General features: G+C 47.7%; 9 protein-coding genes. 5 read left to right on the top strand and 4 right to left on the bottom strand.

The features are described 5' to 3' along the window. Positions 1-286 precede the first annotated feature (286 nt). Positions 287-559, top strand: a complete 273-nt coding sequence (locus QUB77_RS23980; protein ID WP_333323554.1) for an Hpt domain-containing protein — start codon at positions 287-289, stop codon at positions 557-559. 315 nt (positions 560-874) lie between these two features. Here the strand turns inward: QUB77_RS23980 and QUB77_RS23975 are convergent, their stop codons facing one another. The 4 genes from QUB77_RS23975 to QUB77_RS23960 all read right to left on the bottom strand — a co-directional run bounded on the left by QUB77_RS23975 (position 875) and on the right by QUB77_RS23960 (position 8,145). After that, positions 875-4,735, bottom strand: a complete 3,861-nt coding sequence (locus QUB77_RS23975) for a GAF domain-containing protein (RefSeq protein ID WP_333323552.1) — start codon at positions 4,733-4,735, stop codon at positions 875-877. Between the two features lie 560 nt (positions 4,736-5,295). Further along, complete coding sequence (psbC, locus tag QUB77_RS23970) at positions 5,296-6,675, bottom strand: photosystem II reaction center protein CP43 (RefSeq protein WP_333048188.1); 1,380 nt, start codon at positions 6,673-6,675, stop codon at positions 5,296-5,298. A 157-nt stretch (positions 6,676-6,832) separates the two neighbouring features. Continuing rightward, positions 6,833-7,891: a photosystem II D2 protein (photosystem q(a) protein) gene (psbD, locus tag QUB77_RS23965; protein WP_333055206.1), complete on the bottom strand. Its 1,059-nt coding sequence runs from the start codon at positions 7,889-7,891 to the stop codon at positions 6,833-6,835. A gap of 86 nt (positions 7,892-7,977) precedes the next feature. Beyond that, positions 7,978-8,145: a hypothetical protein gene (locus QUB77_RS23960; RefSeq protein ID WP_333177815.1), complete on the bottom strand. Its 168-nt coding sequence runs from the start codon at positions 8,143-8,145 to the stop codon at positions 7,978-7,980. 44 nt (positions 8,146-8,189) lie between these two features. Between QUB77_RS23960 and QUB77_RS23955 the strand changes: the two genes are divergently transcribed. The 4 genes from QUB77_RS23955 to QUB77_RS23940 all read left to right on the top strand — a co-directional run bounded on the left by QUB77_RS23955 (position 8,190) and on the right by QUB77_RS23940 (position 12,648). Next, positions 8,190-9,506: a transposase gene (locus QUB77_RS23955; RefSeq protein ID WP_333177818.1), complete on the top strand. Its 1,317-nt coding sequence runs from the start codon at positions 8,190-8,192 to the stop codon at positions 9,504-9,506. Positions 9,507-9,638: 132 nt separating this feature from the next. Then, positions 9,639-10,205, top strand: a complete 567-nt coding sequence (locus QUB77_RS23950; RefSeq protein ID WP_333177821.1) for a photosystem I assembly protein Ycf4 — start codon at positions 9,639-9,641, stop codon at positions 10,203-10,205. 176 nt (positions 10,206-10,381) lie between these two features. Continuing rightward, complete coding sequence (locus QUB77_RS23945; protein WP_333177824.1) at positions 10,382-11,167, top strand: peptidylprolyl isomerase; 786 nt, start codon at positions 10,382-10,384, stop codon at positions 11,165-11,167. A gap of 209 nt (positions 11,168-11,376) precedes the next feature. Then, positions 11,377-12,648 (top strand): beta-ketoacyl synthase N-terminal-like domain-containing protein, encoded by a 1,272-nt coding sequence (locus QUB77_RS23940; protein WP_333177826.1) that lies wholly within the window; start codon positions 11,377-11,379, stop codon positions 12,646-12,648. Positions 12,649-12,980: the final 332 nt, after the last annotated feature.

The following is a 12,980-nucleotide window of genomic DNA, read 5'->3' as shown; positions in this document are numbered from 1 at the left end:
CCTGGCACATCTCTTGATGAAGTTATTCGTGCTTATTGTGCATAAAGAGTGTCTCATACTTATTTGAAATGACTATATCAGTAAACCAATTCGAGTAGATGCTCTCATCCAAGCGCTGAGTCAGTGTCCACCCAACCCGGAACCGCAGCAGGCCCAAAAGGAGGAATTACATAGCAACAAGCCAGAAATTGATGTACCAGCGGTTAACCTCACAGAACTGCAAGCCTTCTGTAGCAGCATTGATGAAGATTCAACCCAGATTTTGAGCTTGCTGGCGAACTGCTACTTGGAGGAATCTTTAAAGTTGCTACAAGCGATGAAAGTAGCGATCGCCCAAGCGGATACTCAAACCCTAAACCGAGTGGCTCATACCCTCAAAGGCAGTAGTGCGAATCTAAGCGCCGCTCCTCTGGCCCAGCTTTGTGCCACGCTAGAAGTCATCAGTACATCTGGTGAACTAGATCGAGCCTCAAGCCTTTTGGCTCAAATCGAGGTTGAGTACGATCGGGTCAAAAATACTCTCCAACAAGAATTACAAAAGAGCGAAACTAATCTCTGAAAGTCCAATAAATAGGGATCTTTTGGCATCAGGACTTAGGCAACTGTCACACGCGATTCCGCAAGGCGACTATGCGATCGCATACGCACGATCAAGCCTGATTCCCAATCTGTTAGCATCAGAATTATTCATATTTTTCTTCTTTTCATCTGCGTGAATCAGCGTCAATCCCTTGTCCGGGGCGGTTAATACATTCTCTTTTTTCAACCCCAGATGAGGGCAGATAAACACAGATTAACGCAGATTAATTAGATCAATTATGATTGCTGTGTCCGTGATTCTTGAGTGTTGACTGTTAGCTGGACTTTACAATAATTACGAATGAGTAATGACTGCTGGCTGCTGTCGAAGCGGAATCTCGATCGCAAACTCAGTACCCTTCCCCAATTCTGAATTGCATTTTAAAATGCCACCGTGTTTCTCTACCACAATTTGGTAACTAATTGACAGTCCCAACCCTGTACCTTTCCCCACCGACTTAGTGGTGAAAAAAGGGTCAAATATGCGTTTTCTCATAGATTCTGAAATTCCCGTGCCGTTGTCAGAAATCCGAATCACCGCGCTCGGAACAGTATCATTAAGTTGACCGATAGCAGTAGAGATTTTAATTTGAGGAGTTACAGATGGACCCGCGAGCAACTTGTGCGATTCCAAAGCATCAATCGCATTCCCAATTACATTCATAAATACCTGATTCAACTGTCCAGCATAACACTCGACTAGAGGCAAAATGCCGTATTCTTTAACTAGCACAATGTTGGCACTGTCCGCATTAGATTTCAGCCTGTGCTGTAAAATTAACAGCGTGCTGTCAATGCCCTCGTGAATATCAACTGCCTTCATTTGACTTTCGTCAAGACGAGAGAAATTCCTTAATGACAGAACTATTTGCCGGATGCGATCGGCTCCCACCTTCATTGACGATAGCAATTTTGGCAAATCTTCTAGCAGAAATTCTAAGTCAATATCTTCACTCAATTTGTCTATTTCAGGACTAGAAGCGGGATATTGCTGCTGGTAAAGTTCCAGCAAACTCAGTAAGCTAGCAGTATATTCACTAGCGTGATTGAGATTGCCGTAAATAAAGTTAACCGGATTGTTAATTTCGTGAGCAATCCCGGCTACCAGTTGCCCCAAACCAGACATTTTCTCAGTTTGAATCAATTGAGCTTGAGTGTGCTGCAAATCCTTTAAACTTTGAGCGATTTGTTCTGCTTGGCGTCTGGTTTGAGCCAGCAAATCGGCTTGTTGGATAGCAACGCCTAATTGATTAGCAATCTGAGCTAAAAAGTTAACTTCTGAACTTTCCCAACAGCGGGGTCCCGAATGTTGATACGCTGTCAGCAAACCCCAAAGTTCTTGTCCTACAAAAATAGGCGCGATCGCATAAGCCTTCACCTGAAATTTCTCTAAAATACCGACAACACACTCCGAGTGGCAAACTTGATAGATATCGTCAACGGCTAGAGTTTCATTATTGACATATCTGCCGCCTCGGTTTTCCTGCAAATAAGTATCTTGCCAAACCGTACTGATACCTTCCCCTACCAATTTTATCCAGCCATCTTTCACAAACTCTGCCACATAATGGCCGCTCCAATCAGGATAAAATTGATAGACAGCAACTCTATCAACTTGCATAAACTGACAAACTTCTTGGGTGGCAGTTTTAAAAATAGCATTGATATCCAGAGATTCTCGAATCTTGGCCACCACTTCAAACAGTATCCGCTTTTGCTCGGCTGCCCGCTGCAAATCAACTGATTGCTGCCGCGTTTGAGCCAACAAATCTGCTTGTTCTAATGCTACACTCAACTGAATTCCAACTTGCGTAGCAAACTGAATTTCCGAAGTGTTCCAATGGCGCAAACCGCTGCACTGGTGCACGCACAGCAAACCCCAAAGTTCGCTGCCATTCATCAGCGGCATAATCACCTGAGCTCTAATTTGAAATTGAGCTAAAAGAGCAACATGGCAGTCTGAAAGTCCAGCATTTTCGACATCTTGTAGCACTTGAATCTGCCCCTGACTATATTTTTGGGCATAGTTTTCGCTAAAAAAATTATCGTTAACTTTTACATCCATTGCCGAAGAAAAACCAGGCAAAACATCTTCTGTAATAAATTCGCCTTCATTAAAGTTTAAACTAGGATCGAAGCGATAAATGCCAACTCTATCTGCCTTTAATATCCGCCACAATTCTGTAGTTGTAGTACGAAAAATTGTATCTAAATCGAGAGATTGTCGAATCTTAGCAACTACCTCAAACAGTATTCTCTCCTGCTCGGCTGCCCGCTGCAACTCAACTGCTTGCTGCTGAGTTTGAGCGAGCAAATCTGCTTGTTCTAAAGCGATGCTGAGCTGAGCGGAAATTTGGGTAGCAAACTTAATTTCGGAAGATTCCCAGTGGCGGGGAGCCGAACATTGGTGTACGCAGAGCAACCCCCAAAGGTCTTTGCCTTTCATCACCGGTGCAACTAAACTAGCTTTGACCTGAAATTGCTCTAATAGTTGCTCATAGCAATCTTGCAGTCCCGCCTGTCTAATGTCGGACATTGTGTGAACTCGTCCCTGAGAGTAGAGATTGGCGTACTTTTCTCCAAAGCAGCGATCGTGTACTTTGACTGCCATTGCTGACACAAAGTCTGGCACAACATCTTCGGAAACGAATTCGCCGTCGTTAAATTCTGATGCGGAATCGAAGCGGTAAACTGCTACTCTATCGACATTTAAAGCCCGCCGCACTTCCTGGGACATCGTGCTAAAAATTTTGTTCAAGTCGAGGGATTTCCGCATTTTTGCTACGACTTCAAACAGCACTCGCTGCTGTTGGGTCAATTGCTGTAGTTGAGCGGTGCGCTTTTGAACTTGATTTTCTAAATTTGTGTTAAGTTCTTCTATTTGTTGATCTAGTTGGTAGTGGTTAATAGCATTAGAAAAGTGCGTGCCAAAAATTTGGAACAATTCAATTTCTTCAGTTGTCCATTCACGAATTTGGGCAGTTTTTGACTCTTTCCACGCTTCAAAAGATATCCGAGATTGGGCGAGCCGCCCGTCGCTATCAAACTGTCTAGCCCAGAGAGTTTCGGTGTCAAATTCTTCTCGAAAAATGGTCAAGTAACCGAATATTTGCTGGCGGTTTCTGAGCGGTACGATTAAAATGCTGCGAATTTTTGTCGATCGAAATGCAGGTTGCAGGCTTCTCAAACTGCTAATTTGGTACAAGTCGGGAATTGCCCAAACCTGTTGCTCGCCGGATTTAAAATATTCGTGCCAGACGCTGTATTGCTCAACCTGCGGGTATTTTGCGGAAATTCCCATCTTCGGCCCTGAGCCACAAGTGTAGACTGTGAGTTCGCCAGTGGAGTTATCCGAATAGGGAACTAAATTCGTAACCTTGCTGCTGTCGGAAATGAATGGCGTGGCAAAAATGCACAGCCTGCCGCCGGCGGCGTCTAGTGCTGCGACTGATTCTACCAAAGCTGTTTGGAGTTCAATCGCCGGCTGGGAGTTAAGGGCTGTGGCGATGCGGTTGACGGCAGCTTCGCGTTGAGCTTTCGCCCTCGCTTGGGCGAGCAGGGTTGATTGGGCTATGGCGACGCCGAGCTGATCTGCCACCATCTGAACGCCTTGGAGTTCGTTTTCTCCCACACTCCGGGACTCGGAGTGGTGAGATACCAACAACCCCCAGAATTCTTCGCCGTGAAAAATTGGTACTACCAAGCAAGCCTTGACGCCCAGTGCAGTCAAGTATTCAGCGTGGCAGGGGTCAACCGCACGAAAGCGCATTTCGTCGGGCAGCAGTTGGCCGGAAACTGCCTCGCGGCGGGGACTTTGGCCTAGCTGCCCGGAATCGACATCGACGATTGATCGCACCTGTAGTTGCGCGAACAGTTCGCGGGCGTGAGGGGGAATATCGTCTGCTGGAAAATGCAAACCCAATAGGGATGGCAAGCGGTTATCGTTAATTGATTCGGCAATCACTTCACCGCTACCGTCGCTATGAAATTTGTAGATTTTTACTCTGTCTGTTCCCAAGAAGGATTGAACTTCCGCTGCTGTTGCGCTCAGAATTTCGGGTAGTTCTAGAGACCGGCGAATGCGGTTGGCGATGCGTTCGAGCAAATTTGCTCGATCGAACCTCACCTTGACATTTTCTATCTTTAATGAGTCCATTATTAATCTTTTGCTTTCTTAGCAATAACAGTAAGCGGCCCACAAGTTTTGTGCCTGTTAAAAAATTCGGCAAGCACAGCCATTTAATAAAATATAAATATCGTGATGGCGATCGTCGATTAGTTTTGCACCTGTAGCAATCTGCCTTAAAATTGCAACTTTCCATTGCAACTTTCCATTGTGTGGGATTAAAAGTTTTGTACTTTAAATATAAACTTTGTAGAGCCTGCCTTGCAAGCTCTTTACCCCAACGGATTAAACTTGTCAAGTTTCAAGACTTGCAGAGTCATTCACCGCAACCGATGGTCGCACCGAAATATCTCAGTCCTGAATGCAAAAGCTCGCTGAGGAAGGAGCTGACGGAAAGAAACAGCATAATTCAACAGGTTAACTCAGAAACCGGGTTTCTACCTCTAGGATTGTATCTGTTGCTAGGGGATCGGAGAACAGTCGATCGACAATCGGCTGCTTTTTCAGATATTATCAGATCAAAAAAAGCTCCTGCGTTAAGCAGGAGCCTTTTTCAACTAGACAGTCAAATCAGAAATAAATTCGATCGATTAGTCTAAGTCTGGCATAGAAAGTACCGCTTCATTTTCGCGATCGATACCCTTCTCAAAGCCAGCGACAGCCGCGCGAGCGCGACCAGCGTGCCACAAGTGGCCGACCAAGAAGAAGAAACCCATCACAAAGTGGAAACAGGACAGCCAAGAACGAGGAGAAGTGAAGTTAAACGAGTTAACTTCAGTCGCCACACCGCCCACAGAGTTCAAAGAACCCAAAGGAGCGTGAGTCATGTACTCAGCCGCGCGGCGAGCTTGCCAAGGCTGAATGTCATTCTTGATTTTGTTCAAGTCCAAACCATTAGTACCGCGTAAGGGTTCCAACCAAGGGCCTTGGAAATCCCAGAAACGCATCGTTTCACCGCCGAAAATGATTTCGCCAGTAGGAGAGCGCATCAGATATTTACCCAGACCGGTGGGGCCTTGTGCAGAACCGACGTTAGCACCCAAGCGTTGGTCGCGGATCAGGAAGGTCAAAGCTTGCGCTTGAGAAGCTTCCGGGCCCGTCGGGCCGTAGAATTCGCTGGGGTAAGCAGTGTTGTTGAACCAGACAAAGCAGCAAGCGATGAAGCCCATCAGGGACAAAGCGCCCAAGCTGTAAGACAGGTAAGCTTCGCCAGACCAGATTAAGGCGCGACGAGCCCAGCCGAAAGGCTTGGTCAAAATGTGCCAAACACCGCCAGCGATACAAATCAGGCCCAGCCAGATGTGACCGCCGATGATGTCTTCCATGTTGTTGACGCTGACAATCCAGCCTTCGCCACCAAAAGGAGAGCGTACCAAGTAGCCAAAAATCACAGCCGGATTCAGAGTGGGGTTCGTGATAATACGCACGTCGCCGCCGCCCGGAGCCCAAGTGTCATAGACACCGCCGAAGAACATGGCCTTAGCTACCAGCAGCAGAGCGCCGCATCCCAACAAAATTAGGTGGTAGCCGATGATATTGGTCATCTGGTTCTTATCTTTCCAGTCGTAGCCGAAGAACGAAGAGTATTCTTCGAGAACTTCTGGGCCGCGAACGGCGTGATAAATGCCGCCCAAACCGAGAACAGCAGATGAAATCAAGTGAAGAACGCCGACTACGAAGAACGGGAAGATATCCGTAACTTCACCGCCGGGGCCGACGCCCCAACCCAAAGTAGCGATGTGGGGCATCAAGATTAAGCCCTGTTCGTACATGGGCTTTTCTGGGATAAAGTGAGCGACTTCAAACAAAGTCATTGCTCCAGCCCAGAACACGATCAAACCAGAGTGAGCGACGTGGGCGCCCAGCAGTTTGCCAGAGAGATTGATTAAACGAGCGTTGCCAGACCACCAAGCGAACCCGGAGGATTCTTGGTCGCGACCGCTTGCGTAGGAATTAGAGAGCGTTACCACGCGGTAGAACCTCCAACGATTTTAGATTTTGGATTTTGGGTTTTTTTGTTCCCCAGTAGGGCACGGGTGTACCGGGCCTGCGCCGGAGAATAGGGATTTGGATTTCAATTCCAATTTAAAAAATTTAAATTAATCTGAAATCCAAATCCTGATTTTTTTAAAGTGCGTTACCGCGAGGCAGAACTTCTTCAGGGAAGATGAAGTTTTCGTGGGGTTGGTCCGTAGGAGCCATCCAAGCACGAATGCCTTCGTTAAGCAGAATGTTCTTAGTGTAGAACGTTTCAAACTCAGGATCTTCAGCAGCGCGTAATTCTTGGGATACGAAGTCATAGGCGCGGAGGTTTAATGCTAAACCGACGATGCCAATGGAGCTCATCCACAAGCCTGTGACGGGTACGAACAGCATGAAGAAGTGCAACCAGCGTTTGTTGGAGAAGGCAATTCCGAAGATTTGCGACCAAAAACGGTTAGCTGTCACCATCGAGTAGGTTTCTTCTGACTGAGTTGGGTTGAAGGCGCGGAAGGTGTTTGAGCCTTCGCCGTCTTCAAACAAGGTGTTTTCTACGGTTGCACCGTGGATAGCGCACAACAGCGCGCCGCCCAAGATGCCTGCAACGCCCATCATGTGGAACGGGTTGAGCGTCCAGTTGTGGAAGCCTTGCAGGAATAACAAAAAGCGGAAAATTGCTGCGACGCCGAAACTGGGGGCGAAGAACCAGCCTGATTGACCCAAGGGGTAAAGCAGGAACACCGACACAAACACGGCGATGGGGCCGGTGAATGCTAGGGCGTTGTAGGGACGGATGCCTACCAAACGGGCGATTTCAATCTGACGCAGGCAAAACCCGATCAGTGCGAAGGCGCCGTGGAGGGCTACGAATGTCCACAAGCCGCCGAGTTGGAACCAGCGGGTGAAGTCCCACTGTGCTTCCGGGCCCCACAGGAACAGCAGGGAGTGTCCGAGGCTGTTGGCTGGGGTGGAGACTGCTACGGTGAGGAAGTTGGCTCCTTCGAGGTAGGAGCTTGCCAAACCGTGGGTGTACCAGGATGTGACGAAGGTGGTGCCTGTTAACCAGCCACCGATGGCTAGGTAGGCGCAGGGGAATAGCAGGATGCCAGACCAGCCTACGAAGACGAAGCGATCGCGTTTGAGCCAGTCGTCGAGGACATCAAATATGCCTCTTTCGGTCTGGGCGCGTCCGACTGCGATTGTCATTGGGGTAAAATCCTTTTGCTTGTTAAAAGACCAAGGTTTCTAATTAAAGTTAACATAACTATATATTAGAAGTTCATAAATTTCAACTAGAACAGCAGGGTTCCCCCACTAGAGGCGTACTCGATGAAAGCGTGGTTGAGAGGAATGCCATCTTGGTTGACGATGCTCAGCAACAATCCAACTGACCCTTCGTCGCCAAGCGGCGAGTTGGCGGTGGTTGAGCAGACGAACAAACACTCTGCGCTTGCACTCAAATCCTTCACAGGGTAAGATTATCCTCTTATCTGTTGAAGAAGTTGTGAGCCAAGTAATTACCGCAAAACTCAAATTAAACCTGACTGCCGAGCAAAAAATCTCGGTAGCTCAGGTTTCTTTGGCCTATCGGGATGCGCTGAACTACGCATCCCAAGTGGCATTTGATAACGGTAAATCTGGCAACGGAGCTAAACTACAAAAGTTGGTCTACTCGGAGCTACGGGCCTTATTTGGGCTTGGTTCCCAGATGGCGTGTAACGTGCCAAGACAAGTTGCTGCGACTTTTAAGACGCTGTGGACTAAAGCCAAGCAGAATAGCGAGGCGCTTAAAGCTGGGTATACCAAGCGGCGGTACAAGGGACTCGATCGAGCTCCCAAATACACCTCGCGGACTTGTACGCTTAATTACCGGCGCGACTACTCCTTTAAAAAGGATCGACGGGTCAGTATTAACACCCTGGATGGTCGAATTGTTGTTCCGTTTGATGGCTACAACAAGCACATCGATATGATGCGAGCGTCCAAGAAGATCGGTGCTGCTAAAATTGTCTACCAGAAATCCTCGAAGACTTACTATCTAATGGTGAGCTTGGAGGTGGGAACGCCTACTCTCGACCCACTGAACATCACTAGAATTTCTGGTATAGATGTGGGAATGAGATACCTCGCAGTCGAAACAGACTTAGCTAATAAGTCGAGTTTCTATTCGGGCAAGGTGGCTAGACATCGAGCCAACCGTTATCAAAAAGCCAGACAATCTCTACAGCGAAAAGACACCCGTTCGGCGAAGCGAAGATTAATCGCTTTGTCGGGACGGGAGAGACGGTTTATCGCTGATGTGAACCACCAGATTGCGAGTAAAATCGCCAAGCCTAACAGCCTGATTGGACTAGAAGATCTGACCGGAATACGCGATCGAACTAAATCTAAATCGGGCAAAGGGGCAAGCAAGAAACAACGGAAAGCTAACAGGAGCGTGGCTCAATGGTCGTTTGCCCAATTGCATGGCTATATCGATTACAAGGCTGTGCTGGTTGGCTCGTTAGCTACTAAAGTTCCGGCACATTACACCTCGCAAAGTTGCCCTAAATGTGGGCATACCTCAAAGGCTAATCGACCCAACAAGGGGCTGATTTTCCGCTGTGAATGCTGTGGGCATCAACTTCATGCAGATCTGGTTGGGGCGCGAAATATCGCACTTAGAACGTTGCTCGTCCGGCAAGCCTGGATGAGTACCGGGGTCTTGTCAGCACTCCCTCATGTATCGAGCGGTGAAGCCAAAGCCCAAATCCTTTCGAGGTTTTCGGAATTGAGGTGGAGTTCAGATACAAGCCCCCATCTCCGGCGGTACTCCGCTTGATGGCGGGTAGTTGACCATAATTAGCAGGAGTTGATACACAATCCCCACCCGCCCGATCGCGATCTCGTCAGCGAAGGGTGACGCTCGGTGGGCTAATTGAATTAAGATTTGGCTTTAAGGCTGTTTAATTTTATGACTGCAAAAACAACGACCTCGATCGATACTGTCCTGCGCTACCCGGTTTTGGGCTCCCGCCGCTTCAGCAATTACTGGTGGGCGACGGTGGTCAGCATTGGAGGGACTGGTTTCCTGCTGTCGGGCATTTCCAGCTACTTGCACGTTAACCTGCTGCCTTTTGCTGACCCGACTCAGCTTGTTTTCATCCCCCAAGGCATTGCGATGGGTTTCTACGGTGTCTGTGGCGTGCTGTTGGCGCTCTACCTGTGGCTGACTATTCTCTGGGATGTCGGTGGCGGTTACAGCGAGTTCGATCGACAAACTGGTAACATTCGGATCTTTCGCTGGGGTTTTCCCGGCAAAAACCGCAAAGTTGATTTTACTTGCAAGACATCGGACGTGCAATCTGTGCGGGTAGACATTAAAGAAGGCCTGAGTCCCCGCCGCAGTATTTATCTTAAGCTCAAAGACCGCCGTCAGTTTCCCCTGACTAGAGTCGGACAGCCGATTGCTTTGTCGCAAGTCGAAAATCAAGCGGCCGAATTGGCTCGATTTTTGCAAGTTCCCCTAGAAGGACTATAGGGATTTGCGATTTGCGATTTTAGATTGGTAATGTCTCGTAGGGTGCGCAATGCGCACCAAATCGATAAATATTGGGTGAGCACGAAGCGGTGCAAATTATCCCTGGTAAATCGATAAGTCTAGGGTGCGCATTGCGCACCTTACATCATTGAGTGAAAGTGAAAGTGAAAATACAAATGCAAATGCAAGTCAAAATTCAGCGGTGGTTGTTCTCACTTTTAATAATTGGCGCGTTGTTTGTCGGAGGATGCGGTAGTTCTCCTGTGGCAAACTCGACTCCGACATCGAATCCGGCGTCGGGTGAAAATATTTCTTTGTCTCCGTCTCCTTCTCCTGCTGCTGTAGCCGCGAGTTCGCAATTTAGCAATTTGCCACGATTGGAAGGAAAAGCAACGGTGGTGATGACGGTTAAAGGTGCTCCAATTACGATCGAACTCGACGGCACAAATGCTCCAATTACTGCAGGCAATTTTGTCGATTTGATTCAGAAGGGATTCTACGACGGGCTGGTATTTCACCGAGTCGTGCGGGAACCTGATCCTTTTGTAGTTCAGGGCGGCGACCCGCAGAGCAAAGACCCTAAATTCCCTACGGCGCAACTGGGAAGTGGCGGTTTTATTGACCCGAAAACTTCTCGGGAACGCAGGATTCCTCTGGAAATTAAAGTCAAAGGTGCCCCCAATCCGACTTACAGCAAAATTCTCGAACAACCTGGGGTGGGGGAAAAACCTGTGTTGCTTCACAGTCGCGGGGCTGTGGCTATGGCTCGAGGGGAGGATCCTGATTCGGCTTCTTCTCAGTTTTATATTACTTTGAGCGATAGGTCGCACTTGGACGGCAGCTATGCGGTTTTTGGGTACGTGAAGCAAGGCATGGATGTGATTGATAAGATTGAAGCGGGCGATCGCATTGATAAGGTTACTGTTACTCAGGGTTTGGAAAATTTTAAGCCTGCTAGCTGAAGGTAGTCAAGCGATTTTGGATTTTAGATTTTAGATTTTAGATTTTAGATTATCCCCACGGGATACATCCGATGGCTTGTAAATTCGGGGTTTGAGATAAGGAAATTGGATTTTAGATTTTAGATTATCCCCTTTTAATCCAAAATCTAAAATCGTCTGGCCTGATTCTTCTCTTAATCCAAAATCTCAAATCTAAAATCGGCATAGCTATGGATGTTGTTGTTACTGGAATTGGTCTTGTTTCGACTTTAGGCACTCTGGAAACGAGCTGGAAAAGACTACTTTCTGGAGAATCGGGAATCGATCGGCATCAACCTTTTTTAGAACTTGAAGCGCGACCTTTGGCTTTAATTGGTACAAAACCTGCGGGCTTAATAACTTTAACTTCGCAGGTTTTGGCAGATGCTTTGAAAGATGCTAGTTTGACTTTGCCTTTGCCTGATTGCGGGATTGTTATTGGCTCTAGCCGCGGCTTCCAGGCAAATTTGGAACTGTTGGCAAGCGAAGGAAGTTCGGCAACGAGCAATGTACGGGATGTAACGGCTGGAAGAAAGACGGAAGTTGAAAGAAGTCTGAGGGAATTCGGAAGAGGGAAGTCGCAAGAAGCAAGGGAATTCCCAATTACCGATTCCCAATTCCCAATCCCCGATGCCCAATTCCCAATGCCCAATTCTCAATTTGTGAATTTTTTGCCTCACATGGGGGCGATGGCAGCGGCGAGGGCAATTGGTTCGACGGGGCCGGTGCTGGCGCCGATGGCTGCTTGTGCCACGGGTATTTGGTCGATCGCCCGCGCTGTTGATTTAATTCGCACCGGTGAGTGTCAGCGGGCGATCGCAGGTGCTGTCGAAGCGCCTATCACACCGCTGACTCTGGCTGGATTTAGCCGGATGGGTGCTTTGGCAAACAAGGGGTGCTATCCCTTTGACGAAAATCGGGAAGGCTTTGTGCTCGGTGAAGGCGGGGCTTTATTTGTATTAGAATCTGCCGAGTTGGCAAGGCGTCGTGGTGCTAAAATTTACGGTCAAATTTCCGGTTTTGGCTTGACAAATGATGCTTGCTATGCTAATGCCCCGGAGCTGGGGGGGGAAAGTGCGATCGCGGCGGTAAATCAATGTTTGAAACGGAGCAATTTGGCGGCGATTGATATAGATTTTATTCACGCTCACGGTACTGCAACTGAGTTAAATGACCGACATGAAGCACTGTTAATTGAGAAGTTATTTCACCGAGGAGTTGCTGTTAGTTCGACTAAGGGGGCTACGGGTCATACTTTGGGAGCTTCGGGAGCTTTGGGCGTGGCTTTTTGTTTGATGAGCATTAAATATCAGATGTTGCTGCCGTGCGTTGGAATGAAAAAACCGGGGTTTAAATTAGATTTTGTTCGCTGTGCGCGATCGGCTATTGTCAGAAATGCGGTTTGTTTAAGTTTTGGCTTTGGCGGGCAGAATGCTGCGATCGTTTTATCGGACAATCGTTAATTTTTGTAAACTCGGTCGCTCGACATTTAAATTAGACGATCTCTCTACAGTTAAAATCTTCTGAGGTGGCCGGAGAACCCCCGCACATCCAATTTAAATCTAAAAAATAGTACAATACTTATGTATTTTAGCCAATTAACTCAGAATTTTGGTGAGATTGCTGCTGCTGCTATGCTAGTCTCGCTCTGCATCCCGACGCTGATCCTTGCGTCAAAGCCTAGGAGGCTAGAAAAGAGAGGCAGATTAAAGCAGTATTGTATTTTATTAACGCACCGATGGTGATCGGCGAAAATAGAAAAAAGAAACTGTTTAAATTAAGCTTTAGGTATTTT

Source organism: Microcoleus sp. AT9b-C3 (assembly GCF_036705485.1).
In the GTDB taxonomy this organism is placed as follows: Bacteria; Cyanobacteriota; Cyanobacteriia; order Cyanobacteriales; family Microcoleaceae; genus Microcoleus.
Note: the sequence above shows the minus strand (reverse complement) of the source record. Positions and strands in the feature narration are given on the sequence as shown.